Genomic DNA, 25,625 nt, shown 5'->3' with positions numbered 1-25,625 from the left:
ATCTTGAAAAAGCAAAGTCTTTTGCCTCCTTATCAATTATATGTGCAAAGATTTTTGTAAATTTGCACCCGGAAAGTAAACTTAAGATAGAAAGATAAGCCCTCTGCCTGCTGATGTTTCATCGTAAATATGAGTAGCGGCGATGGATGAATGAATGATATTTTATGCAAAATAATGCAGAAATGTTAGCAAAAGTAATAAAAATGCAACAAAAAGCAATAATTTATGGGAATTTTTGCTTGATATTATAGAAAAAGTCTTACCTTTGCAGCGGATTTGAGAGGATAAGCGTTAGAAGACAACCAAAGATGAGAAATCATCATGCTGGAAAGGAGCATTCTTTTCTTTTCCAAAAGATTCACTTTAAACAACTTTTAAAAAGATTCGATTATGAAAGTAGCAATTGTTGGTGCAAGCGGTGCAGTAGGTCAGGAATTCCTGCGTATCCTTGCTGAGAGAAATTTCCCAATGGATGATTTGGTGTTGTTTGGTTCTGAGCGTTCGGCTGGACGAAAATACAACTATAAGGGAAAGGACTATGAGGTGAAACTCTTGCAGCATAACGATGATTTTAAAGATGTCGATATCGCATTCACATCTGCTGGCGGTGGAACTTCTGAGGAGTTTGCCGATACTATCACCAAGTATGGTGCTGTGATGATTGACAACTCAAGCGCTTTCCGTATGTGCGACGATGTGCCATTGGTAGTACCAGAGGTAAACGCCGAGGATGCGCTCAACCGTCCACGCAACATCATCGCCAATCCTAACTGCACCACCATCATGATGGTAGTGGTATTGAAGCCTATCGACGACCTGAGCCATATCAAGAAGATTCATATTTCTTCTTACCAGAGTGCTTCGGGTGCTGGTGCTGCAGCCATGGCTGAGCTTGAGCAGCAGTATAAGGACATCATCGAGACTGGCAAGACAGACCATATCAACAAGTTCCCACATCAGTTGGCATACAATGTCATTCCCCAGATAGACAAGATGACTCCTAACGACTATACCAAGGAGGAGATGAAGATGTACAACGAGACTCGTAAAATCATGCACTCTGATGTTCGCACCAGTGCCACTTGTGTACGTGTTTCCTCACTTCGTTCTCACTCAGAGAGCGTATGGTTCGAGACTGAGAAGCCATTGGCTGTAGAGGACATCCGTAAGGCTTTGGAGGCTGCTCCTGGCGTAACCGTAAAGGACGATGCACAGAACTACGTTTACCCTATGCCTTTGGAGAGTGCTGGTAAGGACGATGTCTATGTAGGCCGTATCCGTAAGGATCTCGCCGATGACAACAGCAATACATTGTGGCTCACAGGCGACCAGATTCGCAAGGGCGCAGCGCTCAATGCCGTTCAGATCGCTGAGTATTTGATCAAAGTAGGAAATATAAAATAATTATCCTAAAATTTTTGATATATGAATTGTAAAATAAAAGTTTTGGGGTTGGCCCTTTGTTTGATGTTGGGACATCTTGCAACTTATGGGCAAGTTTTTAAATCTGGTTTTGAAATACAGAAAAATTCAGATGGACAATTATGTATAACAAAAACTGTATACGAGACAACTCCGTCTTATAATAATAGTAAGCTACGTTTGGTTAGACGTTTTTGGACGGATGGGCAATATAATCTTGTTCACGATGTTGTCTATGATATAGATTTTGTGGGAAATGCTTATGATGCAAATAAAACTTTATTTACAATTCGTATGTTGAAAGATACGAGATTTATCAAGGATAATAAGTACGATATAGGTATAGCTGATTGGTTTTATCTTATAGCTCAAGGAATGTTGGGCGGTAAAGACTATCCTAATGCAACAATTAAGCATGCGCTCTTTTTGGATAAAGATTTTATAAAAAAAACAAAAATAGAATGTTATTCTATAGAAGGTGTTTATGCAAAATTATGTTTTGAGAATATTTATGCCGATCAATCTTTTGTGGTCGTTAAAACTGATGAGTTAATGAAATTTGCGAAAATACTAAATGAAGCAAATTTGTTTAACAAGGCCATTTTTCAAAAAGAACTTAAAGATAAACTAAAAAAATAATCTTTAAGGAATTTGTAATTGAATACATGAAAGAAAGATTCAAACTCTTGCTTCGGGATATGAACCGGGGCATTTATGAGAAAAAAACAGAAATATCGCTCTCGCTCCTTGCCGCTCTGGCAGGCGAGAGCGTTATTCTTTTAGGTCCACCGGGTGTGGCCAAGAGTATGGTGGCGCGACAGCTGAAGTGTGCCTTCCGTGGAGCACGCAATTTCGAGTATCTCATGTCGCGCTTCTCTACGCCCGATGAGATCTTCGGTCCTGTGAGCATACAGAAACTGAAGACCTCCGATACCTATGAGCGTGCTGTGGAAGGCTATCTTCCTACAGCCGATGTCGTGTTCCTCGATGAGATATGGAAGGCGGGTCCTGCCATACAGAACACCCTGCTCACGGTCATCAACGAGAAACTGTTCCGCAACGGCATACGCGAAATAGAGTTGCCGCTGAAACTCCTCGTGGCTGCCAGCAATGAGTTGCCAGCCAAGGGCGAGGGACTGGAGGCGCTGTGGGACCGCTTCGTCATCCGCATAGAGAGCCGTCCCATCCGGCAGGAGAAGAACTTCCGAGAGATGCTGTTGGAGGTGAAGAGTGATGAACGAAGCGTGAAGAAACAAGGTTCGGCGGCCGAAGGGAAAGCCAATTCAAATGCGATTACTTCCGAGGAGTATGCGGAATGGTCGAAGGCCATCGATCGTATAGGAGTGAAGGAGGAGGTACTCGATGCCATTTCTGCTATCCGCAAATCCCTGAGAGCCGTGAATGTGGATGAGGCTGCTGAGCGCCGTCATGTGTATGTGAGCGACCGTCGTTGGAAGAACATCATGCGCCTGCTTCGTACCTCTGCCTTTATGCAGGATCGGGCGGAAGTGGCGGTATGCGATCTTCTTCCCATCTACCATTGCCTGTGGCAGGAGCCGGAGGAGAGGGATGCCATCCGTGCGCTCGTCATCAAAGCACTCTTTGCTCCTCATGCCGACAAGTTGGTAGAGATGAAGAATGCCCTTGCCGAGGACATCAAATATCATCGCATCCGCCGCAGTCCTGATGAGGGCAGGGATTACGAGGGCGAGATAGAGAGTCTCTCAGATGCCCTGACTTCCCTGGAACGCCAGTTAGGCGACAACCTCTTCGTTTCTTCCGACGACAAGACCGAACTCTCTGCCTATCTTCGCGATTTCTACAGAGAGCTGGCCTTTACCCGTCAGGACACGATGAAACTGTATGCGGAGTAGCGCATCCGCGTGATACTTATTTCTCCACCAGTACGTCCTTTTCTTCATAACTGTCGAAGCCGATGCTCATGTCGGCACCGTGCTCCCGGAAGATGGAGATAAGGTGTTGCTGCATGTCGGGGTCAATGGCTATCTCGCCATTCTTCGCCTTATAAAACCTGCGCCTGGCATAAGGCGTACGGGAATAGAAATAATGGGTTCTTCCCGCCGGGATGGTACTGTAGATGCGCTGGAATCCCCTTGCCCATACTTGCTTTTCTGACACAAGATGATAGGGGCACTTCTCGCCCTCACACTGCAGGTGCTTCACATTGAGCACCTCAAAGGTATCGGCACAGGTAAGTGCCTTGACATACTGCGCATAACGGGCGCAAGTGTTGCTGCGTGTGCAGGATGCCATGGGGCAAACTACACTCAATGAAATTTTCTTCATATTTTCTTTTTTTTAAAAGTTACTGAAGTTTTGCAAGTTCTGAAGTTATAGAAGTTAAAGAAGTTATCACTCCCTTCGGTCGTTAGAAGTTATAGCCAACAGCCTTTTTGGTTGAAGATCTGTCTGTAAAGCATATGGCTTTAACTTCTCTAACTTCCTTAACTCCTTTAACTTCCTGATATGCGAAAGTTGAGTAATTCATAGAATGGTAAGGCTTATACAGGGATGCTGGAACTCGGTGATAGGATGCTGGAACTCGGAGATAGCTTTTTATCTTACCAGAGCACATTTGTGCCCTTAGTCAGGGCACAAAAGTGCTTTAGGCAGACAAAATATTAAGTCTAAGTTCCAGTGATCAGGAAAGCTGTCATACCAATTTCTCAGATAGCAGGAATACCAGAATTTTGAAATCCGATACGATGTTTTGCCTTCATCCTTCATGTATTCGCCCGGAATGCCGATAAACACAGGGGGTGAGGGAGAAGGGTGAATTCGAGTAATTTGCCTCGTAACATCCTGTTCTATAGTTGCTTATGTGTAAGCAATGAAGGATGAAGGGTTTTTACCACATCGCAGTACTATTTTTTTTAGACAATGCAAAGATACAAAGCGGAAGCCCTCTTTTGCAAGTTTTCCCTGCCATATAGAAACACATCAGGGAAAAACAGGGAAAAAATAATGGGCAGCAGGGAAAACAGCAGGGAAAAATAAAAATTCCTGATACATTCATTGGTATTCTCATTCTTTTTCTTTAACTTTGCGTCACTTTCATTTTCATTCAAATTCTGCAAGTAAATACCTGCACAAAACAGGTAACGGCAGACGACTCATATAACAATGACAGAAAAAGAAGAACAACAATCTCAGTTCAGCTATGAAGTTTTCGACCGACAACTGAACACCTTTTATATGATGTGTCAGGTTTTCATTCAAGGCTGGGAAGACTACAGCACCCAGGAGATGAACTGTGACATACGCTCTCTGTGCACCAAGGCTTCAAGGCTCTGCTATATGGCAGACCAGGATCTCGCCTTGCAGCACAACGACCTGACACACCAGCGCAAGTTCATCAATCAGTCCCATCTCGGTACTATCAGCCAGATAGTCATCAATGAGATGAGCCCTTTCTTAAAAAAAGTAATAGACAGATATAAGACCACCAAAAATCTGGAAGGTCATAAGAGCGGCATGTTTTCAGCTCAGATGAGCATGCTGTTCCCAAAACTGCACGAACTGCTCATAGAGGATGGCATGGCGGAAGACTCCATTGCCAATTTAGGAGCCGACATCAATATTGTGGAAAGAGCTTTCCTCAAGAAGATCAAGTGTGCTAAATATCCTGGAGTGAGATCCGAAGAAAGATTCTGGACCATCTTCCAGCTATATGGCTACTCATGCTATCTGGTGTATCATTTCCGACAGGTAAACGATGTCTGCGGAAGATATAATACAGACGAGGAGGCTGGGCGACTCACCGAAATGGCAGTACAGAAATATTCTACAGACCCGGGAGGCAAGAAAGACATCGACCTGTATTTCTCTACTCTGGAATACAATAACGACCATAAGACGCTCAACATTGATCAGATGCGCAGCGAACAGCGAAAACTGCAAAACGAAGTTCCGGAAAGTCTGCTCCTGCCGTTCCTGCACCATGTAAACGATGCCTACGAGATGGGAAAGGAAGTAAACCAGCAGACATTTACTGCAGAAGAATACATCAGTCTGCTCTCTGCTACTGCAAAATGGCAACTTCTGGAACAGCAGATTTTCGAATGTCAGCATCCGAATGAAATAAAGCCGCAGTACGACAATGAGGTTTTCGTAACGGTACACAACGGCAGACCGGTGAAAATGGACGAATTGCGCAAAACGATTTCCCTGATGGTGAAGCTGGTAAACAAGAAGAACCAGTGGTTTTGCGTATGGAGTGTGCTGAGGCATCACAATCTTTTGGCCAACTATTCGCATGAGGCTTTTGCCCGCCAGATGATGAGCAGCTACTGGTTTGGCGACATCGAAGGCTACAAGCGTTTCTCAGGCGACACCTTGCGAGAATACAAACGTTACTTCTCCGACTACGACTACATGCAATGGGACAATGATGCTTTCCTGGAGCAGAAGCAGCTGTTCGGTATGACCAAATGGTCGAACTCGCTATGCCAGAAGTTTCAGTCGCTATGTCAGAAGATGGAGCAAGCCATCGTCGGCTGGAGCTACCTCTGATCTCTTATTGACAGACTTTCGCATGTACGGAAGTTGAGTGAAAATATAAAAACATTATCATATAATGAACAACGAACATCAAACGTATCCTGCGGACAATGAGCAGAACGACATCATCATTTATCGCTCTAAAGACGGTAAGGTAAATGTCGCTCTGATGACCCGTGAAGGCAAGGTTTGGCTTAACCAAATGCAAATCGCCAAACTTTTTGGGACCTCTAAGCAAAGTATTAGTCATAATATAGCTGGAGTCCTGAAAGACAATGAGTTAGATAAAGATGCAGTTGTCAAATATTATTTGACAACTGCATCGGATGGACGCAACTATAAGGTGCTTTATTATTCTTTGGAGATGATTCTCGCTATAGGCTATCGTGTTCGTGGTGTTCGTGGCGTTCAGTTCCGTCAATGGGCAACGCAGCATCTCTCAGAGTATCTTGTAAAAGGATTTACAATGGATGACGAGCGGTTGAAAAATCCTGACGGCCGCCCAGACTATTTCGATGAGTTGCTGCAACGTATCCGCGATATCAGAGCTTCGGAAAAGCGATTTTATCAAAAGTTGCGTGACTTGTTTAAGTTGAGCAGTGACTATGAGGCAAGAGAAAAAGCTACCCAGATGTTCTTTGCCGAGGCACAGAACAAGTTGCTTTATGCGGTAACTGGCAATACTGCGGCAGAGATTGTGATGCGACGTGCTGACGAGACTTTGCCCAATATGGGACTTATGACATGGAAGGGAAGTGTTGTAAGAAAAGGTGATGTCATTATTGCCAAGAATTACTTGGTGAAAGATGAGATAGACAAACTCAATCGTCTTGTTATGCTCTTCTTGGAGTCTGCAGAACTTCGTGTGAAAGAGCGCAAAGACCTTACTTTAGATTATTGGAGAAGCAATGTGGATGCTTTGCTTACTTTCCAGGGACAAGCTGTATTAAAAGGCAATGGTCAAGTGTCCAATGGTGAAATGGAGGCGTACGCCAAGGAAGTTTATTGCCGTTTTGATGAAAGGCGTAAAAAAATGGATGCCCAGAATGCTGATGAGGAGGACTTGCGCTTCTTGGAGAATCTGGAGAATGAAATAAAAAATAAGAAATAGGAGTCTATGGATTTATCTCGCCATCTCATTCTTTTGAATGGTCAGCTGAAGACAATGCAAATCGACATAATCAAGAAAAAAATGTCGAATGGCTATCTTGTGCGCTTTAAGAATAATCCTAAAAGTTATAATTATAGTTGTAATAATGTGGTATGGCTTAGTAATCCAAGGTGGATAGACCCTTTGTTTGCCAAGGTTTTTGTGTCGGGTAAGGAGGAAAAAGAAGTAAGGGAAATATGGGAGTTTATGTCTGGCAGTCTTATTTATTGGCGGATTGTTTTCAAGAATGGATATGTTATAGAAGGCTGTCAAGAAAAAATATCTATTGTAACATCATGTTTGACGGAGGAAAAAGCCATAGATGTTTTTACTTACCTAAAAAATGTTGCAGCCATCAATCCGCTTGGCAAGGAAGAGGAGAAAAATGGAATCTTGTCGCAGATATACGAAAGTATAAATTTTGTGGATTCCGGTAGTGCTGCTTCTTGCTATCTCAATCCCGAAACGCATCCTTTGCTTCAACTTAACCATGGTGATCTGATTTATCCCTTTGGTTGTAATGTCAGTCAAAAGAAAGCAGTGAAGAATGCTTTTGAATCTCAGATGAGTGTTGTTCAAGGTCCTCCAGGAACGGGAAAAACACAAACCATCTTGAATATTATTGCAAATATTGTGTGCCAAGGCAAAACGGTACTGGTGGTTTCTAATAATAATTCTGCAACTGCAAATATACAAGAAAAGTTGGAAAAATATGGCCTTTCCTTTATCGTTGCACCGCTTGGAAGCAAGGCAAACAAAGAAGCTTTCATAGAGCATCAATCTGTAGTGCCTGATGAATGTGCAACTTGGAGTATCGGCATGACGGACAAAATGCACATGCGGAAACAACTACATGCAGTCTTGGACCAACTTGACAGAGTGTATGTCTTGCAGAATGAAAAGGCTAAATTATTGCAAGAGCAACAGGCTGTCATTCTGGAATGGAAACACTTTTGTATGATTACAGGAGTGGTTGAACAACAATCTTTTAAGCGTTTTCCTTCCTCCCGTATAATCAAACTATGGTTGGATTATCAAGAAATGGTTAAAGAAGAAAGTTCCATGCCAAAATCTTGGTTTGTGAAATTTAAAGAACGCCTAAAAAAATGGAGGTTAAAATGGATTTGCAAGCATCGTTTAGATATTATCGGAATTTTTGAAGATATGTCTAAGACAGCTTTACATATCAAGGAGTTTCATACATTGTACTATCTTAATCGAAAGGAAGAAATTGCATGTCGCATTATTGAGATAGAACGTGAGTTGGAGCAATATGATTCTAAGGTTATGACGGAAAAGATGGTTGAGTTGTCAATGGGTTTGTTCAAGGCATCCTTGTGTGAGAGATATCATAAGCAGGTGCGTCCTGTATTCACCGATACAATTGACTTGAAGAGGAATAGAGAGAAGTTTGCCAAGCAATACCCTGTTGTTCTCAGCACGACATTCTCAGCACGTTCTTGTATGATAGCCGATAAACTATTTGACTATGTTATTATGGATGAGGCTTCACAGGTGTCGATAGATACAGGCGCCTTGGCTTTGACTTGTGCATACAATGCCGTTGTTGTGGGAGATGTTTTACAACTTCCCAATGTGATAACAGATGAGGATAAGACGAAACTGGAAGCTATTATGAGTCAATATCATATTGCGGAAGGCTATGATTGTGGAAAGAATAGCTTCTTGCAATCGGTATTGGATGTGATGAAGGGCGTACCAGAAACCTTGCTTCGTGAACATTACCGCTGTCATCCTCGAATCATCAACTTCTGTAACCAAAAGTTTTATGGTGGAAAATTGTTGATTATGACAGAGGATAAAGAAGAAGATAATGTGCTTTGCGCAATCCGAACAGTAAAAGGCAATCATGCCATCAATCAGTATAATCAACGAGAAATAGATGTTGTAAGGGATGAGGTGCTGCCTATTTTGAAAAAGTATGATAGTATCGGAATTATTACTCCATACAATAATCAAGTGAATGCTTTCAAAAAGCAGTTGGAGGGTGTGGAGGTTGCTACGATACATAAGTATCAAGGACGTGAGAAAGATGCCATTATTATGAGTGTGGTTGACAACCAAATTACACCATTTGCAGATGATGCCAATATGCTGAATGTGGCAGTGTCAAGAGCAAAGAAAAAATTCTGTTTGGTAGTAACAGGAAATGAACAGGAACAACATGGTAATGTGATGGACTTAATCGACTATATAGCTTACAACAACTGTATGGTAACGGAAAGTAAGTTGGCTTCCATTTTTGATTACCTCTATGAGCAATATACAGAGCAACGCATGGCATTTCTTGCTAATCACCCACAAGTCTCTGAATATGTATCAGAAACCTTGACTTATAGCTTGTTGCAAGAGACGCTGGCAAGTGATAGGCGATTCTGTAATTTGAAAGTTCTTTGTCATATCCCATTAAGGCAAGTGGTTAAAGAAACATCATTTATGACTATTGAGGAACGGAAATTTGCTTCCAACTATAGTACGCATCTCGATTTTCTTATTATCAATGCCGTGAGTAAGCAATCTGTCTTGGCGATAGAAACTGACGGCTATTCATATCATAATGAGAAATCAGAACAGTATCAGCGAGATTTGATGAAAAATCATATTCTGTCTACTTATGGCTTGCCTCTGTTGAGACTTTCTACTAAGGGAAGTAATGAGAAGGAAAAAGTGTTGGATAAATTGAATGAGATTGTCGTGAAGACGAAGTCATGAAAAACGAGGATGTACCAAGGCAATTGTTCTTTGGTGCATCCTTAAATGAACTTCTTCTTAATTTTTGTTTTATAAATCTTCTAAGCCTCGATTTTGATGCTTCTCATTGTTGATGGCATCGTAATAGTCAATGTGCAAGTTATAGTTAAACGGATAGCTAAGGAATGTTTCATCCATGGCAATAAAAAGGTCAATATTTCCCTTGAAACCATTTACAGATAGAGGCAGACTCGTTAAGTCCATATTTGGGTTCAATTCATTTCCTTCGACAAGTATAGAAAATGATTCTTTCCCAGTTTGTTCACCATAATGACTATATGTCATACCATACTTTTGTAGAAGCATGTTTTTGATTTGATTGTATTTTTGGTCAACAATACTTTCTGATATGTTGGCAATTAAGGTTTTGACGCGATAGACTATCTTTGTACTCTCGTCATAATAGACAAAAATTGATACTTTGTTGTCAATGAAATGTCCTTTAAAAGCACGACATCCCACTCCTAAAGAATTACTAGTTAATTTATCATGGACACATCCTTTGGCTATCAACTTTGCTTGAAACTGCGTGATGGTTCCATTAATAGGAATTCCCATGTAATTTAGGTGCTTTGTTGTATTTTGTGCCAAACCCACAGTAGAGATAATGGCGAAAAGCCAAAGCATAATTAATTTCTTCATAAATAATTGTCTTTTAAGATTAATAAATTAGCGTGCGACTATTCTTTGTATTGTCTTTTCTATGGTTACTACCAAGTTACCATACATTCATCAAGTAGAGAGTTGTTAAAACTCCGTAAGGATACTGCAAAGATAGGGATTTTTTTGTGAACATAAATTATTTAATGCCATAAATTTCATATTTTCCTTGATTTTTGTGATTACCTGCCTTTTGTACATCATTAACGATAGGCGTCAACCTCTTGCAAAGTTATGCTATCGTTAATGATGTACAAATCATAGCTTTTAATGGTACTTTTGCTGTTGGATTGAAAGAATTGTCACGGAGGTGGTGGCGTTTTGGAATAAAAGAATTATCTTTGCAACATATTAAGATAAGAAGATATGAATGAACAAAAGAAATTGACTCCCGAATTGGAGAAGCGTGTGCAGCAGGCGGTGGAGAATTTCATGCAGGGGTATGGCTGTTGCCAATCGGTAGTGGCTGCTTTTGCCGACCTGTATGGTCTTGATGAAAAGATGGCGAAGCGCATCGGTGCTGGCTTCGGAGGTGGAGTAGGAAGGATGCGGATGATGTGCGGTGCCGTGTCGGGAATAGTTGTCCTTGTAGGACTTGATTGCGGACAGACCGAAGGCGATGACCGCGAAGGAAAGTCGGCATGCTATAAGGTGGTGCAGCAACTGCTCGCCCAGTCGAAAGAGCAGAATGGCAGCATCATCTGTGCCGAGATCTTAGGACTGAAAGGCCATGAGAAAGCCCAGTCGAGCTATGTCGCCTCTGCCCGTACAGCCGAATACTATAAGTCGCGCCCATGCGCTGCCAAAGTGGAGAGTGCAGCCAGAATCTTTGCCGAATACTTGATGGCGAAAGAGTAAAAAATGAACTACCAAACGAATAAGGACTTTGCCGAGGCCCAGTATTACCTCAAGATGCTGGACGACTTCTGTAAGACAGGTCGGGTGATCATGCCCGAACTGCCGGCACAGGTCATGCCCTGGAATACGAAGGAAGATCCGCTGAAAGACTATCTCGTTCATCTCTTCAACCTGAAGATAACCATCGCAACAGGTGAGGAGGTGCAGAAGTTCATGCGCCAGGTGGTGAACAGTAAGATCAAGGCAAAGGTGTTCTACGACTGCGTGGGCAAGTTTGTGGTGGAGTGTGTGCATCACATCCGTTTTCAGCGCCAGCGTGCCTGGACTGCCTATCATCGTGCCGAAGATGTGCTGTCCTGGACCAGCTTCAGGCGTATGGACAGGCAGGTGTGGCATCCCTTGCTCAATCAGTTGGAGCAGGATTATGGTGCCGACGGTTTCGACAAGCCTTTCTTCGTGCGGCTGTTTCAAGGCGAGGGCGCTTCGAAGAGCGAGAACTGGGAACGCCTGGTGAGAGACTGGAAAGACTGTATCGAAAGGCAGACTCTTGGCAAACTGAAGAACTTCATCGCCATCAGACAGAACAATTTCGAGAGCGGACTCATCAAGATGATGGATCAGGTGACCCGAAACATCAAGGCCAAGGGAATACCCGAGAGCAGAGCCGTACAGGCTTGGGAACTGATGTCGGGCGGATGGACCGAGACAGAGTTTGAACGCAGGCTGAACCAGATGAAGATACAGGACCGCTATCCCGAAATCAAGGAGATAGTGGCAAAGATGGGTCGTGTGGCAGACGCCAATGGCAAGGACCGGCTCACTATAGCCTCGGGCGTAGACATGAAGATGGAGCATTCGGCAGGCAGCGACATTGAGGGCATCACCGTGGGCGACGACCTCAACTCCTTGCTGCCTCTCGAACTTGCACAGTATAGCGATGAGGACATGGAAGGACTCTTTATCTATAAGTATCGTACGCGCAGGCTGCAGACTTTCCGCTATAAGAGCGAGATGGCAAAGCCTTCACGCAAGTTGGGCTTCACCCATGCCTCGCGCAAGGGTCCCATGATTGTGTGTCTCGACACTTCGGCAAGTATGTATGGCACCCCTGAGCGAGTAGCCTCCACACTAATCTCCCTGCTCGAAGAGACTGCCGAGGACCTGGAACGTGACTGTTATCTCATAGACTTTTCGGTCAATATCCATGCCGTCGACCTGATGGAGAAACGCCGGCTCAACCGCATGCGCAAGTTGGGTTTGCAGATACCTCAGTCTTCGGATGAGTCTGATGCTGAGAAGCCGCAGCGCCAGTCAGGCGCTTCTCATCTTCCCTTCATCGGTGGTGGCACGAATGCACGCAAGATGATGGACGAGATGTTCTCTCTGCTCGATAACGACGGCTTGCGTTATGTCAATGCCGACGTGCTGTGGATCACTGACTTTATGATTCCGGAGCCTCCTTGTTTGCTGATCGATAAGTTCAAGGAATACCGCGACACGGGCACCCGCTTCTATGGCATCTGTATCGTACACGAGCAAGACAAGGCCGAGAATAATTCCTGGGAGCCTTACTTCCATCACATCTATACCATCACCTATCGACCCGTGAGGAGGTATTAGACGATTCTGTATTGGTAATTGAACTTTCTCAAGTTCAGAAGTCATAGAAGTGATTACTCCCTTCGGTCGTTAGAGGTTATAGCCAACAGCACAAAGGAAATGGGGAAGGGGCAAGTCCACTAAAGCATATGGCTTTAACTTCTCTAACTTCTTTAACTTCCCCATTTGCGAAAGTTGAGTAAGATGTTTCTTTTATTTCTTTTTCAGCATCATCATACGCGACTTTTCCTTTGCCAGAGCCTGCATGTCCACGGCAACATCGTCTTCGTCAACGATTTCCACGCCTGTCATCGTCTCTATCACATCTTCCATGGAAACCACGCCACGAAGGCAGCCGTATTCATCAATGATGATGGAGATGTGCTCTCGTTTTTCCAGCATCTTTTCCCATATCTGATACAAGGATTCGTCCTCCTTGAAAGAGAGAATCGGGCGTACCAGTTCGGATAATTTGGTTTGGAACTTGTCGTCCGAAACCTCCTTGAGCACCATGTCTTTCAGAACATATCCTACGATATAGTCCTTATTGTTGTCATAAACGGGGATGCGGGAGAATTTCCACTCTTTCTGCTCGTAAAACTCCTTGATGGTCTGATTGATGTTAGCCGATTCCACTACGATGGATGGTGTCATAACCTCTTTGGCTTTTACTCCAGCCAGACGGATGCAGCTTTTGATAATCTTGCTTTCTGATTCACGGAAGATACCTTCTGTGGTACCTACATCCACCATGGCAGAAACTTCTTCGCGACTCATGGAAGCCTGATGGTTCTTCGGTGTAAATACCTTTGTGATAAGCTCAGAGAGCAGTACCAGAGGATAGGTGATGAAAATGAGCACCCTGATGATCTTGGTAGATGTCATCGCCAGAGAGCGCCAATAGGAGGCACCAATCGTTTTCGGGATGATTTCTGAAAGCACCAGAATCAACAGAGTAAGAATGGCAGAAATGATTCCGAAGTATTCTTCACCAAAGAGTTTCATAGATTCAGCACCTACACCGGCAGAACCGATGGTGTGGGCGATGGTGTTGAGCGAAAGAATGGCACCTACCGGGCGATCTACGTTGTTCTTATACTGTTTCATCAACGAGGCAGTCTTGTTGCCTTGATTCTCCTTCATCGAGATAAACGACATCGGAGTAGATAATAGCACCGCCTCCAGGACGGAGCATAAAAAGGATAGTGACAGCGCACCTAAAAAATATAATATGATTAAACCCATGTAAATTTCAATTCGTTAATAATATGTTATCTGTAATGAGATAGATATTATTTTCGAATGTTGCAATGAAGGATATAATGGGCTACATTACATCTGTGATGTTTATTCAATATGGATATTGATGCAAATGACATTGTTGTTATGTTTCAATCTGTTGCAAAAATAAGCAGAAAAACATGATTTCAATACAATCTTTTCGTAAATTATATAGTTTTAATATGTTTTTAGTAAAAGTATGTTAGTATCTTAGTTTTATCAATGTCCCCATAGGGCACACAAACCGGCAGTAAGGGCGTGTGATCACAAAGGATAATGCGATGAACAGAAGGGCTGTCGCAATGACAATCCATGAGGCAGAACGGAAGATGAATGCCGAAAAAGGCTCATAGTCAGTCCATTCGCTCCATACTCCTCCCCATATACATATCATCAACAGTGCCCATATCAGTTTGCGCACCTTGTCAAGCCGCTTGATTGCCAAGGGACTCATTCTTATCTTGTATTTCATCCCTCTGCCTGCTATCTGCTGCAGTGAGCCGTATGGACAGACGTGGGTACAATAGTGCGACTTCTTGCCAAAGAGCGGATAAATGAAAGCCGTTATCAGCATGACTGTCGCAATGATGTTGCCCGAAATCTCCATGCCATGGGCTGCGAAACCCAGCAGGGAAGAATAAGAAAGGCAGGTTCCGCACCAGAATCCAAGCACAATGACATTCAGTATCAGTTGACAGAAATGATACCTTCTGTTCTTGACAAAAAGCGGTAGGATGGCAGCCATCAGCACCACGCATATACCTGTGATGTTTCTTAGGGAGAACAGAGAAGAGCCGCTGTTATCAGAAGAAACCCAACTGCTGTTGCCTTTTCCCGATTCCTCGGTCTGCAGGTTGTTCTTGGCATACAGAAGTCCCCGTTGCATGTTTCCTATAATGGCTTTGGATGAGAATGTGGCTCCTGTTACGGCGTCCACCTTCATGTTCATCGCCTCGTCTATCGTTCTGCCTTTCCATTTTTCAAACAGGGCAGAGGCATTGTCAAAGAATTCCTTTGTCTCGTCGTTCTTTAGCGCCACAATGTTCTCTACGACACCATTCTTGATGACGATGTTGAGTGGCACCTTTCCTCCATATCCTGTAATGTCTGATGCCAGCGCAGAAGTGTTGATGACGGCAGTTCCGTTTCCGAGTATGCGCAGGGTGTCATTGTTTGCAACCTGTGGCTTCTGCTCCGATCGGAAAGAGTGTCCCAACAGTTCGCCATGCTTTACGATAGCCAGCGAAGAAACAATGACCAGACAGATGAAAAGACTTAATAACTGTTTTGTTCTGAAAAATGATTTCATGTCTCAGTCAGTTTTCCTATTTTCCTTTTTTATGTATTAGATAATACGAGATGCCCCGCTTTACGTTTTCCTTTACAGCATTGCTGGAGTAGGTGGCACCTGTGACACCATCGATTTGGGCAGTATGCGCCTTTTTTACTTTCATGCCGTTCCATTTGTTGAGCAGACCCTGTTTTACCTTGTTGAAGAATTTGGGAGTCTCCTGATTGGCAAGTGCTTTGATTTCTACAATTTTCCCTTTCTTGATGTAGATAGCAAGTGGTGTGTTGCCGCGAAATCCCTTGATGTCTTTCCCCAGCGTTGTGGTATTGACGATGTAGGTTCCGTCTGCCTTCTTGGTCATGACCTCAGAGTGGGAACTTTTGGCTGTTGCTATTATACTGCTGACCATTCCTATGCACAGTATTGCCGCAAAAATGAATATTCTTTTCTTCATAATTGTTTTTTTTGTTATATAACTTTCGCTGAGTTCTCCACCCGGCGAGAGTTGAGTTTTATCCTAATTTTATTGTGTGCAAAATTACACAATAATTCTGTAATAAGCAATGCTGGTATTCAAAAATCATTATTTTTAGGTATTGCTTTACATATCCTCCATCGACAATCCTTGGTATCCGATAGTGAATTTCTTTCTCTTCCTTTCTGTCCCACCAGGAAGCTATCTCCTTTCTGGGCAGTATGCATATTGTATTTCATCTTCAATTTCATCTACCCTCTTCATTTTTCCTCCTCCTATGTCAGCTTTTGTCGTAACAGGATTGTATTTTTGCCGCAGAATTGACAATAACTCTATATAATTAAGGTATGAATGCAGAAAGAAGGAGGGAGTGGAGTCCCTGAAATGTGAAATATAAGAGGAATCCATAAGATTTCTTGTTAAAAATTTGGTGGCTCATCAGATTTTTAATACATTTGCCATTGGTTAGTGACAGGGCAGGTGAAAGTCCTCGCTTGAAGTTGCTATGATGCAGAGAAACAAGATAATCTTGTGGACACGAGCAAACTATTCAGTTCTGTAGGTTGAAATCTGGTAAATTGAAACGTAGAAAGAACGCGAATTTGTTTGAGCGAGTCTGCGCCATCATATGGTGTGGATTCCTCTTTCGCATTTTCTTTTCTACGGGTTTTACCAGAGCCTAACTTACAAGGAAGTGAAGAAAGTAGGGGTTCGCACCATCTTTTTTCACTTATGAACCATTATGAACTTGTTTGGTTCCCAGATATTTCCTACCTTTGCAACTTGATACACTTGCATTTGGGCAATTTGAAAGCAGCTTTCATTGCGCTCGTTTGCATGAACCATATACGATAACTTAAAAACTGAATGCTTATGAGTAAGGTATTCCAAGTAAAGCCTAAGCGCATCAAGCGCTCTAACGGTACAGTTCTCACTCCCGAAATGGTAGTGACAGTAACAACCATGCAGCACACCGCCACCCCTTTTTATAATGGAGCCAAGGAGGTGCAAGAGGCCTACATGCGCCTCTATGCTTTCGACTATAAGAAAGCATGCTGCAACCAGAATGATTTTGAATTTAAAAAATTGGACTAAATATATAATATATGGAGTTGACAAGTTTAGAAAAAACATATTATGACGAGTTTTCCAAATCTTTTGGAAAATATGGAAATGGTATTCCGAGTGAAGAATGGGATCGCTTGAGTAAAGTTCGAAAAGGCTTGGATATCACATTAAAGCGCTCAAAAGAAATAATAGAGGCAGTACAAAACCATGTACGTATAACAGAAAGCGAGTCTGCGAATGATGTTAATATGTTATCAATCTTTAAGCGTGGAGTGATGTCATTGCTTCGCCATCATAATAACAATGACTGTTTGATATTGAATATTTCTGATTCAGATAAGAGTGCTATTAGAAATAATTTTGGATTAGGATTAGATGAGCAAATTCTTTGGGTACGTGATACTTCTTTTTGGAGTAACAAGAATCAGGGACTTGTAATAACTGATAAGCAAATAATCTTTATACATGACAATGATACCCCAAATGATAAAACTTATATTGAATTTAATGATATTCATCATGTAGAATATCGTGAAATGTCTCTGTTTGTTTGGAATTATCAAGAGGAATATGTACAATTTTATTTAGGCTTATTCTTCAAGGACTCTACTGAATCGAATGAACTCATTGAGGATGCAAAACAATTGGCTAAAGTTCTAACGGAAATGGCAAAATCTGTTGGACATGTTGAGACAGAAACGGTTTTTGATCACATGTCTAATTTGCTAAATGAGGAAAATTATGATGAAGTTATAGATTGTGCAAAGCAAGTAGTTTCTGATAGTGGCTATGATAATGATTCTAAATGTGTAGCTTACATGTTCCTTTCTGAGGCTTTGTCCAAAAAGGGAGCATTGGATTCACACAAGGGAATGAACTCTTACATGCGAGATGCAATAGAAGCATGCGACCTAGCTCTGGAACTTTGCGAGGATGAAGATCCTTACAGATACACTATATTCAAACAGAAAGGAGATATAGAACAGGTGGCTGATGATGTGCGTTCTGCTCGTAATTGCTTTATAGCAGCTATGGATTCTGAGGATTTTGACCTTAAAAAGAATGCAAAAAATTCGTATGAGTTGTTGACGCGAGAGATAAGCAGCGATAAAAGCTCGTTTTTGAATGATGATTATAATAAACGTAAGTTCTTGTTTACAGTAAGCAATGACAAGCAGATTCCAGGTTGCTATGACAAGGAGGATAATGTGCAATGGATTTTCTCTCTTGGGCTGATTCCTGACTATATTAATTTTCCAGTAGGTCATCCGCAGCCTAATACGCTTTATATTGGACATCCATTGAAGCCAGGAGTTTATATTCCTTTTGAAAACGCAACAGAGCAGTTGTTCATGGAAAAGGTACGTGAGTTATGTTATCTAGCTCAATGCTTAGGAGCTGTTGAAATCAAGTTCAAGAGAATTAAAGGCCTTGATGTTTCCAACTCTGAGTCTTCATGTTTAGAACGCTCTGGAGAAGCAGGACGCAAATTCTTAAATGTAGGAGGTAGCCTCGGTGTTTCTGGTTCAGAAAGCAACACCTATTCGTCTAAAGATGGTGTGGAACTTGTTCAGCGCTATTCTCCTATTAAAAAACCGTTTTGTCCAGAAGGAATGGTTTGGTATGATTCAGATCCTACATGGCAGACATTGGTGAAACAGAGATTAAATGGTAATATATTGTCTTATGTTGAACATGTTTCTTCTACTGAAACAACAACTGTTTCATCCAATCAATTAATGTCCTTAAAAGGTTCTTTTGAATATCTCTTTGCTAAGGCAAGTGGGTCTTATGATGCTAAAACGGATAAGACTTTTAGCAAGACAGAAGAAATAGAATGGGAGATTGATATGAAATTCAAGCCTTTGCAGGATTTTGACAATGCTTATTTCACTAATAGTCAAGCTACCGATTCAATTGACCAAAGTCTGAATTCTGAATTGTCAGAGGACGAGATTGCATATAAGGAAGAAGTAGAGTTCTGTTTGGAAGATGCCTCTGAAATAGATGCTCTTTCTCGTAAATTCTTGGAACGTAAACGTCAGAAACTCGGATTGTCAGAGACGAGAGCGCAAGAGATTGAGGACATGGTAAAGGCTTCTTTGGTATCTTTTACCGATGAAGAAAAAGAGTACATGGAAGCTCTTGATGATGTTATTGAAGATGGAGTAATTCCTGATAATGTCCGTAGATTATTGGAGCGTGAAAGAAAATCATTGGGAATCTCTGAGGAACGCGCCAAAGAATTGGAAGAAATAAAATGTAAAGCATAATTCTGATAACTCAATTAGTTGTGATAAGATTTTCACAACTAATTGGGTTTCATATAATAAAATAGACTATGAGTAAAAATTTAAAGCGAGAAACTCTGTTGGAGTCGCAAGCTGAACTCGAACAGGAAAACGAGGAAACAGAAGAGGGATGTCTCTATTCTGCGGCAGTTGAGATATTGCAGGAAAAGACATTTGAGACTCTTGATAATGAAGGATTAGATGAAGCTCTTAGTGAGTTGGACAAATTCTATACGCAGTATGAGGTCGTGAAAGGCTTTCAATACAATTCATTAAAGGCAAGTCTTATATTGAAAGGCTTGAATGCGATGAATAGTATTGGGGAGTTAAGTTCGATTGATGCAAACGCAGCGCAAGCTGATATAACCGAGCTCATTTCCCTGATAGAGAATGAAGAGGATGTTGATGCTGATTATCTTTCCTCTTTACTTGAAACTTACAAGGATGAACTTGAACAACTGAAAGCAAAATTCGCATTTGTACATGATTTCAATGAAGTGGATGAGAAGATACAAGAGTTACGTACACCAGAGAAGATTATTACCGACTCGAAGGTGAATGATGCAAAGAAAGCTTTGGCTCTTTGGGATGATTTCTATAAGAGAAATGAAAGGGACATAGATGATGCTTATTTTGAAAAAGCTGCAAGCATCTACAATGCTTTTTTCTATGCTTTGACCATCCATAAGAATGAGTTGGAAAGTCTTTCCGAGTCTCAGCTCTCTCATTACTCCTATGCTGCCAAGAGTTGTATCGCAAATGCAATTAAGTATTGTGAGCATGAGGATAGTAAGGATGAATGGCTTGCTTTGCAAGAACGTATTAGTGAGCAGGTTGAGGAGTTAAAGAAATTGCATGAGGAAAAATAAATGTATAACTTAAAATAGAATTTAAAATAGAAAAGAAAACAAAAACAAAAGTTTGTAATGGCATCAAAGAGGGTGTACATTTCGTAGGTGCTGTAGCTGGCGCAATAGTTGCTGTTGCAGGTGCTGCAAGTGCTTTAAAAGGTAGAAAAAAATAATCTTTAAATTTTATAATTATGGATATTGAATATTATGTAGAAGCCTCTCAGGCTAAAGAACAGAAAATTGTTGCATGGGGTTGTTTTGCTAGATGCTATTTCAATTGGGCAACAATTTCAAAAGGTAGTGCTGCTGCTTGAAAGATGTAGTAGTTGTAAAATTAAGGATAGGCGAGTTTGTCTCGTCTATCTTAAAACTTATATTCTTATGGAGCAAGAAGTTAAAACTGTTGTAAGAAAAAGTATCCCTCTAGACAAAATATTTGCTTTACCTTCAAAAATGGTAAATATCAGGTATGCTAATAAGATATTAGTGGTTTCACCAGAAACTGCGAATTGGATTGTTTTACAAAATGAAGAACAATTGTCATTCCTTAATCTTTTGCATAATAACCAGCTAGGTGAAGCTTTACAGCATTTTTCTGGGTCTCATCAAAATGCTCAAGCTGTAGTTACTCAAATTATCGCAAGAAAATTTGAAAATAAAAAAGTACATTTTAAGCATGAATCAGGAACAATGCAGTTTTATCTAACAAATGGATGTAATATGCGTTGTCCTCATTGCTATATGTTTGCTGGTATTAAGAAAAACAATGAACTTTCTACCGATGAGGTTTGTTTAGTTTTAGAGAAGTTTTACAATTCTGGTGGTAAGGTTATTGTTTTTTCTGGTGGTGAAATAGCTTTGAGGAAAGATTTGTTGCAAATTATAGAGCATTCATACAATTTAGGAATTAAAAATGAGATACTAACAAATGGTACACTTTGGACAGAAGAGACTATAAGCAAAATAGCTCCAATGCTTTCGCGTGTTCAGATTAGTATTGATGGATATTCGGAAGAGACGAATTCGAAAGTCCGAGGAAAAGGTAATTTTTCTAAGGCCCTTCAAACTGTAGAGTCTTTTTTGAAATATCATGTATATACAGAAATATCTGTAACTCCGTATCTTGATAAGAACTTGGAAGTTGATTATCCTAAATATGTTGAGTTTGCTAAGAACTTATATCAAAAATATGGAGATATAAATTTTCTAGTAAAGTTTACCTTTGATATTTTGGAAGGGAGGAACATTGTTGTTACTAATGAACAGAAAAAAAAATATCAAGCTATTGTAACTGAAATTTATGATGGCATTTATGGAGATTTTATGGATAAGCCTTTTATAAATTTCCATAAGAATGGTGGATTGGAAGACAATTGTGATTATGGAAATTTAGCAATTTCTGCTGATGGAAATGTCGTATTATGTCCAATTTTACAACAAATGAAATCTATAGGAAATGTTCGGAGCGATGATTTTACATCAATATTAACTGTGGCAAAAAAAGCCCGTGAACTAGCCAATGTCAATAATTTGATGCCTTGTAAAGAATGTGAACTTAAGTATATTTGTGGAGGTGACTGCCGAGTCAAGTATTTCGACGGCTTTAAAGAATGTAATTTAAAAATGATGGAGAATGCCAATAGGAAATGTAGTCTAGGAAATAAAGAATATTTTTATGATATGATGATACGTTTGAATGAAAAAATGTTTCAATAAGTTCGATCATTTGATGAAACAGTAGCTTAAGGAAAGTATTTTTTACTTCTATATAATTAATAACTAATAAAAATCAAACATCATGGTAACAGTCAGAACCAAACAAGAGTTAGAGGTGGCATTAAAGAATAAAGCAACTTCAATACGAATAGAAGGTCCGTATGCTAAGGAATTTGCAAATACTATTCGTTCAAGAAAAAGGAAAGCAAAATCTGCTAAGAAGATAGCAATGGGGGTAGGGGCTTTAGCCTTGATAGGTGGTATAGCTGCCGCTCCATTTACTGGTGGAGTTTCTTTAGCAGGAAGTGTTGCGGGGGCAACAGCAATGGGACTTACTGTAGGTACAATAACCATAAGTACAGCAGAATTGGCAATGATTCTTGGTTTTGCGGCTTATGCAATCAACAAGAAATATAAAATAAAGATTGGTAAAGAGGATGAGTATATAGAAATGACTCCTCCGAATTAAAAATCAAAACTTATTTTTTTCGAGCCTCTGCCACCATTTGACATATCTATATAGTTATTTCGCAGCCGAAATCAAATGTATAACTATATAAGGTAATGTAACAATGGCAAAGAACATCAGGAAAAGAGTATGTAGGTTGGCTGCGGTATTGAGTGCCGGGCTGGTAGTATTATTTGGCTATTGGTTATTCTTGAACCCTCATGGCTATTGGCAAAAGAAGGAGGAGGCTTTGAAGAATGAATATATGGATAGGAGGATGCTTTGGCGGAAGTCGGAGAAAATGACCATGCAACAGATGTTGTCGGACATGACGCTAATGGCTAAGGGGGATTCGGTTCTGGTTTGTTGGCTAACTGGTCTCTCGCTTCCCGTTTATCGTGACTTCATTCATGGTACTGCACAACCTACAAGGAATGCTTGGGCTGAGACGAGATATTGGTATATGTCTTCTCTCGCTAAAGGCAGAGAATGGATGGAGGAACGTGCCAAGACGAGGATTCACAAGAGCCTGATCTTTGTGGAAACGAGTAGATTTCAGGTGCAGAAGGATTCCTTGAAGGATTATCGTAAAGAGAAACTTACTCCAACTGAGATTAGAAACAACAAGATGTATCTAAAAGATAATTGTCTGTATAGATGAAATCATAGCATAAATAAAGTGTAACGAAAAATGAATAAAATTATAGGGTTTCTTGTAATGGTTTTCATGTTCCTACCCTGGCGACCAATCGTTGCAATAGTGGCAGCAGTATTGTTTGTCAACATCAATGGTACGGAATTGTATGGATGGCAAGCTGGTTTGGCGCATGGATTGTTCTTCCTGCCTAATCTGGTGAGGCATCTCTTTGACGGCGATGTCCTTTTCAAGGCTACCAATTGTACTACAGGTTATCATGTTGCCTGGTGGATAGCTACAGTCGGTTCGTGCATCGGTTGGCTCGTTGATGCAACCTTCTCTTTTATGAAGGCATCGGCATTTGTAGGTAGTGATAAAGAATAAATAAATATAAATACGATGAACAGTATGGCTGATAATCAAAAAGTATATCAGGCAATCAAGACGATTGCTGATGAACTCTGCAAGGAGAACAAGACGTATCTTCGTGCAGATTTGGCTTTTGAACTGAAGAAGTATGGTATAGCTTCCGATTCCTCGGAAGTGAGTAAGCTGGTATTTGATGCTTACAGATATTTCCATGATAATGGCAATATCGCCATTGCTTTTGTTTCCAATAATTCACGTACAACCCTTGTGGCTGAGTACAAGTTGAATGACAGTCTGGAGCAGGGCAACAAGGAGGAGGCTTTGAAGATAGCCGAGACGGAACTGGCGTTGTCTTCATCTGCTTTGGAGCAGTTGAAAGAGCAGGTGGAGCAGAACCTAAACTTAGTTCTTGTTAAGGGAACGTCGAAGATGGCTGATATTGTCATGGGGACGAATGGCGTGAAAGATGTAAGAAGCAAGGCGTCTACCATGTTTGATAAATATACCAAGATGGTGGAGGCTTATCACTATGCTGAGGATAGTGTTCGTGGAAACATCGAAGATTTTACTTCCTTGCGTAGTGATATCGGGACTGTTTATCGTGACTATGCCCTGAAACTGATCGATATTTATGGCGACTCCATCAAGATGGTTTCTCCTGATCTGTTCGACTTCAAGCGAATAGAGTGGCTGGATGTGGACGAGATGCTTAAGTATGTGGAGCTGGAATATAACAAGCTCACGGAAAAATGTGCAGCTCTGATTGGTGAGATTTCTAAAAGCTTCCGCACTTCTTTGCAGGGTTCCCTGCAGGCTTATAAGTCTTTGTCGAACGGCAACAAGTCCTTGGGCTTGGCGATGGCAGGACTGACGATGCTCGAACACTACATGGGAGCAAGTGAACGCGCTAATCGTTTGAAGTCTGATTTATCAGTTTTCCAAACCAGCGTGAAGCATGATGCCACTCGCATCAAGGCTGATATGGGACGATTGTTGGTAATCTGCAAAACGCTCAATGATGTGGTAATCCCGAAGGCGAATGTGTTCTTGCGTTATGGAGAAAAACTGTTGGCTTCAGACTTGAAGGCGACGCTTGATGCTTTGTATGCGGATGAGACGATTCGTCCATTGGAGGAGCAACGAAAATGTCTGCTTCAGCAGATGAAGGAGCTGGACATGGAAATGAATGATCATCTCCAGAACATCGATGTCTACACCTCGCTGATTAATGACATCACCGCCACTTTGGAGTCAAAGCAGGGAAATTATATGGACGCCAAGGCGAAGAAGCCTTCCAAACCTTTCTTCCTCGTCAACTGGATCACCTTTGGTATGGCCAACAAGAACTACTATCGTGACTTCGCTGAATGGAATGCGGTATGCTTCCCTCTTGTGAGAGAATATGAGAGCTATCAGGTAGATTTGAAGTTGGATAAGGAGGAATTGGAATCGCATCGTGAGGAACAAACCCGTATCAAAAATGAGTATGCCAAACTCTCCAGTGAACTGGATAAGGTTTCTAAGGAAATCAGAAGCAAGATAGTTTGCTCTGATGACTTGAAGCTGAAGATGCTGAAACATCTCCGTGATATGGTTGCCATGCTGAAACTCGGACGTGAAATCATGGAGAGCAAGATTGATGAGAAGTTGGTGCATGCGGTCGATATTCCCGATTATCGGGAGGCAGCCAAGCTTCCTGCTGATGTGGAGCAAAACCTTTCTCTGTTTACAGGAATGTTGGCAGACAATCTTCATGCCGACAAGAATATGGCTAAGAATCTGCTCGATGGAGTGGAAGCATACACGAAAGACCATAAGAAGATAGAGGGCAAGACCGCACAACAGAACAAACCTGCTGAGTATAGCGAGGAAGACTTGGCGATGACGACAGAAGCTATGGAGCAATCTTTGCAAAAAGGCATCGTTCTGTTTGATAGTTTCGCTAAGCTCAAAGCGCAGCAACTCAACGGAAAGCTGGCTTCTGCTGCTTACGATAAGGAGTTGAAGAAACATGCAGATGATTTTAAGCGTGAGATGGCTAAGATAGACAACAAGAGTGCTTATCTTCGTGAGGTGTTCAAGCGTATCAATCTGGCTGGTAGTGAGGAGGAACGTAAGCAAGCTATGGAGTTGATGAGCGACTTGAGCGGTTACTCTCTGTCGGAACAGGAGTTCAATGAATTTATAAATGGTAAGAAACAAATAGAATTATAAGG

General features: G+C 41.4%; 21 protein-coding genes. 16 read left to right on the top strand and 5 right to left on the bottom strand.

Annotation, left to right across the window (positions count from 1 at the left end):
* Nucleotides 1-390: 390 nt before the first annotated feature.
* The 3 genes from P3T48_RS03495 to P3T48_RS03485 are packed head-to-tail and all read left to right on the top strand — an operon-like array spanning nucleotide 391 to nucleotide 3,296.
* On the top strand, nucleotides 391-1,404 hold the full coding sequence (locus P3T48_RS03495; RefSeq protein ID WP_276505668.1) for an aspartate-semialdehyde dehydrogenase: 1,014 nt from the start codon (nucleotides 391-393) through the stop codon (nucleotides 1,402-1,404).
* Nucleotides 1,405-1,425: 21 nt separating this feature from the next.
* Nucleotides 1,426-2,061, top strand: a complete 636-nt coding sequence (locus P3T48_RS03490; RefSeq protein ID WP_276505667.1) for a hypothetical protein — start codon at nucleotides 1,426-1,428, stop codon at nucleotides 2,059-2,061.
* Between the two features lie 26 nt (nucleotides 2,062-2,087).
* Nucleotides 2,088-3,296, top strand: a complete 1,209-nt coding sequence (locus P3T48_RS03485) for an AAA family ATPase (RefSeq protein ID WP_276505666.1) — start codon at nucleotides 2,088-2,090, stop codon at nucleotides 3,294-3,296.
* 16 nt (nucleotides 3,297-3,312) lie between these two features.
* On the opposite strand, the gene P3T48_RS03480 is transcribed toward P3T48_RS03485, so the two are convergent.
* Complete coding sequence (locus P3T48_RS03480; RefSeq protein WP_158463513.1) at nucleotides 3,313-3,729, bottom strand: DUF6078 family protein; 417 nt, start codon at nucleotides 3,727-3,729, stop codon at nucleotides 3,313-3,315.
* 837 nt (nucleotides 3,730-4,566) lie between these two features.
* Here P3T48_RS03480 and P3T48_RS03475 point away from each other — a divergent pair.
* The 3 genes from P3T48_RS03475 to P3T48_RS03465 all read left to right on the top strand — a co-directional run bounded on the left by P3T48_RS03475 (nucleotide 4,567) and on the right by P3T48_RS03465 (nucleotide 9,826).
* Nucleotides 4,567-5,955, top strand: a complete 1,389-nt coding sequence (locus P3T48_RS03475; protein ID WP_276505665.1) for a hypothetical protein — start codon at nucleotides 4,567-4,569, stop codon at nucleotides 5,953-5,955.
* Between the two features lie 64 nt (nucleotides 5,956-6,019).
* On the top strand, nucleotides 6,020-7,054 hold the full coding sequence (locus P3T48_RS03470; protein WP_276505664.1) for a virulence RhuM family protein: 1,035 nt from the start codon (nucleotides 6,020-6,022) through the stop codon (nucleotides 7,052-7,054).
* A gap of 6 nt (nucleotides 7,055-7,060) precedes the next feature.
* Nucleotides 7,061-9,826, top strand: a complete 2,766-nt coding sequence (locus P3T48_RS03465; protein ID WP_276505663.1) for an AAA domain-containing protein — start codon at nucleotides 7,061-7,063, stop codon at nucleotides 9,824-9,826.
* Between the two features lie 69 nt (nucleotides 9,827-9,895).
* Here P3T48_RS03465 and P3T48_RS03460 read toward each other — a convergent pair whose 3' ends face one another.
* Nucleotides 9,896-10,507 (bottom strand): hypothetical protein, encoded by a 612-nt coding sequence (locus tag P3T48_RS03460; protein ID WP_276505662.1) that lies wholly within the window; start codon nucleotides 10,505-10,507, stop codon nucleotides 9,896-9,898.
* Nucleotides 10,508-10,921: 414 nt separating this feature from the next.
* Between P3T48_RS03460 and P3T48_RS03455 the strand changes: the two genes are divergently transcribed.
* A complete protein-coding gene (locus P3T48_RS03455) occupies nucleotides 10,922-11,383 on the top strand; it encodes a C-GCAxxG-C-C family protein (RefSeq protein ID WP_276505757.1) in 462 nt (153 codons plus the stop codon).
* A gap of 3 nt (nucleotides 11,384-11,386) precedes the next feature.
* Nucleotides 11,387-13,003 (top strand): vWA domain-containing protein, encoded by a 1,617-nt coding sequence (locus tag P3T48_RS03450; protein ID WP_276505661.1) that lies wholly within the window; start codon nucleotides 11,387-11,389, stop codon nucleotides 13,001-13,003.
* A 192-nt stretch (nucleotides 13,004-13,195) separates the two neighbouring features.
* Here the strand turns inward: P3T48_RS03450 and P3T48_RS03445 are convergent, their stop codons facing one another.
* The 3 genes from P3T48_RS03445 to P3T48_RS03435 all read right to left on the bottom strand — a co-directional run bounded on the left by P3T48_RS03445 (nucleotide 13,196) and on the right by P3T48_RS03435 (nucleotide 16,008).
* On the bottom strand, nucleotides 13,196-14,227 hold the full coding sequence (locus P3T48_RS03445) for a CNNM domain-containing protein (RefSeq protein WP_276505660.1): 1,032 nt from the start codon (nucleotides 14,225-14,227) through the stop codon (nucleotides 13,196-13,198).
* 238 nt (nucleotides 14,228-14,465) lie between these two features.
* Complete coding sequence (locus tag P3T48_RS03440) at nucleotides 14,466-15,572, bottom strand: FMN-binding protein (protein WP_276505659.1); 1,107 nt, start codon at nucleotides 15,570-15,572, stop codon at nucleotides 14,466-14,468.
* Nucleotides 15,573-15,588: 16 nt separating this feature from the next.
* Nucleotides 15,589-16,008, bottom strand: a complete 420-nt coding sequence (locus P3T48_RS03435) for an FMN-binding protein (protein WP_276505658.1) — start codon at nucleotides 16,006-16,008, stop codon at nucleotides 15,589-15,591.
* A gap of 894 nt (nucleotides 16,009-16,902) precedes the next feature.
* On the opposite strand from P3T48_RS03435, the gene P3T48_RS03430 reads away from it, so the two are divergent.
* The 8 genes from P3T48_RS03430 to P3T48_RS03395 all read left to right on the top strand — a co-directional run bounded on the left by P3T48_RS03430 (nucleotide 16,903) and on the right by P3T48_RS03395 (nucleotide 25,623).
* Complete coding sequence (locus tag P3T48_RS03430) at nucleotides 16,903-17,124, top strand: DUF6140 family protein (protein ID WP_276505657.1); 222 nt, start codon at nucleotides 16,903-16,905, stop codon at nucleotides 17,122-17,124.
* Between the two features lie 11 nt (nucleotides 17,125-17,135).
* Nucleotides 17,136-19,370: a hypothetical protein gene (locus P3T48_RS03425; RefSeq protein WP_276505656.1), complete on the top strand. Its 2,235-nt coding sequence runs from the start codon at nucleotides 17,136-17,138 to the stop codon at nucleotides 19,368-19,370.
* Between the two features lie 68 nt (nucleotides 19,371-19,438).
* Entirely contained in the window at nucleotides 19,439-20,257 is an 819-nt protein-coding gene (locus P3T48_RS03420) for a hypothetical protein (protein ID WP_276505655.1), read from the top strand.
* Between the two features lie 363 nt (nucleotides 20,258-20,620).
* A complete protein-coding gene (locus P3T48_RS03415; protein WP_276505654.1) occupies nucleotides 20,621-21,955 on the top strand; it encodes a radical SAM/SPASM domain-containing protein in 1,335 nt (444 codons plus the stop codon).
* A gap of 82 nt (nucleotides 21,956-22,037) precedes the next feature.
* Nucleotides 22,038-22,424, top strand: a complete 387-nt coding sequence (locus P3T48_RS03410) for a PM1101 family membrane protein (RefSeq protein ID WP_276505653.1) — start codon at nucleotides 22,038-22,040, stop codon at nucleotides 22,422-22,424.
* Between the two features lie 103 nt (nucleotides 22,425-22,527).
* Complete coding sequence (locus tag P3T48_RS03405; RefSeq protein ID WP_276505652.1) at nucleotides 22,528-23,064, top strand: hypothetical protein; 537 nt, start codon at nucleotides 22,528-22,530, stop codon at nucleotides 23,062-23,064.
* Between the two features lie 30 nt (nucleotides 23,065-23,094).
* Complete coding sequence (locus P3T48_RS03400) at nucleotides 23,095-23,424, top strand: hypothetical protein (protein ID WP_154482242.1); 330 nt, start codon at nucleotides 23,095-23,097, stop codon at nucleotides 23,422-23,424.
* Between the two features lie 24 nt (nucleotides 23,425-23,448).
* On the top strand, nucleotides 23,449-25,623 hold the full coding sequence (locus P3T48_RS03395; RefSeq protein ID WP_276505651.1) for a hypothetical protein: 2,175 nt from the start codon (nucleotides 23,449-23,451) through the stop codon (nucleotides 25,621-25,623).
* Nucleotides 25,624-25,625 lie beyond the last annotated feature (2 nt).

Source organism: Segatella intestinalis (assembly GCF_029348455.1).
Classification (GTDB): domain Bacteria; phylum Bacteroidota; class Bacteroidia; order Bacteroidales; family Bacteroidaceae; genus Prevotella.
This window is presented reverse-complemented; position numbering and strand designations above follow the sequence as displayed.

Bases quoted from the DNA above. Each gene is read 5' to 3' on its own strand.
- P3T48_RS03415 (WP_276505654.1), top strand. From the start codon at position 20,621: ATGGAGCAAGAAGTTAAAACTGTTGTAAGAAAAAGTATCCCTCTAGAC.
- P3T48_RS03450 (WP_276505661.1), top strand. From the start codon at position 11,387: ATGAACTACCAAACGAATAAGGACTTTGCCGAGGCCCAGTATTACCTC.
- P3T48_RS03425 (WP_276505656.1), top strand. From the start codon at position 17,136: ATGGAGTTGACAAGTTTAGAAAAAACATATTATGACGAGTTTTCCAAA.
- P3T48_RS03445 (WP_276505660.1), bottom strand. From the start codon at position 14,227: ATGGGTTTAATCATATTATATTTTTTAGGTGCGCTGTCACTATCCTTT.
- P3T48_RS03395 (WP_276505651.1), top strand. From the start codon at position 23,449: ATGGCTGATAATCAAAAAGTATATCAGGCAATCAAGACGATTGCTGAT.
- P3T48_RS03475 (WP_276505665.1), top strand. From the start codon at position 4,567: ATGACAGAAAAAGAAGAACAACAATCTCAGTTCAGCTATGAAGTTTTC.
- P3T48_RS03490 (WP_276505667.1), top strand. From the start codon at position 1,426: ATGAATTGTAAAATAAAAGTTTTGGGGTTGGCCCTTTGTTTGATGTTG.
- P3T48_RS03410 (WP_276505653.1), top strand. From the start codon at position 22,038: ATGGTAACAGTCAGAACCAAACAAGAGTTAGAGGTGGCATTAAAGAAT.
- P3T48_RS03405 (WP_276505652.1), top strand. From the start codon at position 22,528: ATGGCAAAGAACATCAGGAAAAGAGTATGTAGGTTGGCTGCGGTATTG.
- P3T48_RS03480 (WP_158463513.1), bottom strand. From the start codon at position 3,729: ATGAAGAAAATTTCATTGAGTGTAGTTTGCCCCATGGCATCCTGCACA.
- P3T48_RS03400 (WP_154482242.1), top strand. From the start codon at position 23,095: ATGAATAAAATTATAGGGTTTCTTGTAATGGTTTTCATGTTCCTACCC.
- P3T48_RS03430 (WP_276505657.1), top strand. From the start codon at position 16,903: ATGAGTAAGGTATTCCAAGTAAAGCCTAAGCGCATCAAGCGCTCTAAC.
- P3T48_RS03420 (WP_276505655.1), top strand. From the start codon at position 19,439: ATGAGTAAAAATTTAAAGCGAGAAACTCTGTTGGAGTCGCAAGCTGAA.
- P3T48_RS03470 (WP_276505664.1), top strand. From the start codon at position 6,020: ATGAACAACGAACATCAAACGTATCCTGCGGACAATGAGCAGAACGAC.
- P3T48_RS03465 (WP_276505663.1), top strand. From the start codon at position 7,061: ATGGATTTATCTCGCCATCTCATTCTTTTGAATGGTCAGCTGAAGACA.
- P3T48_RS03485 (WP_276505666.1), top strand. From the start codon at position 2,088: ATGAAAGAAAGATTCAAACTCTTGCTTCGGGATATGAACCGGGGCATT.
- P3T48_RS03460 (WP_276505662.1), bottom strand. From the start codon at position 10,507: ATGAAGAAATTAATTATGCTTTGGCTTTTCGCCATTATCTCTACTGTG.
- P3T48_RS03495 (WP_276505668.1), top strand. From the start codon at position 391: ATGAAAGTAGCAATTGTTGGTGCAAGCGGTGCAGTAGGTCAGGAATTC.
- P3T48_RS03435 (WP_276505658.1), bottom strand. From the start codon at position 16,008: ATGAAGAAAAGAATATTCATTTTTGCGGCAATACTGTGCATAGGAATG.
- P3T48_RS03440 (WP_276505659.1), bottom strand. From the start codon at position 15,572: ATGAAATCATTTTTCAGAACAAAACAGTTATTAAGTCTTTTCATCTGT.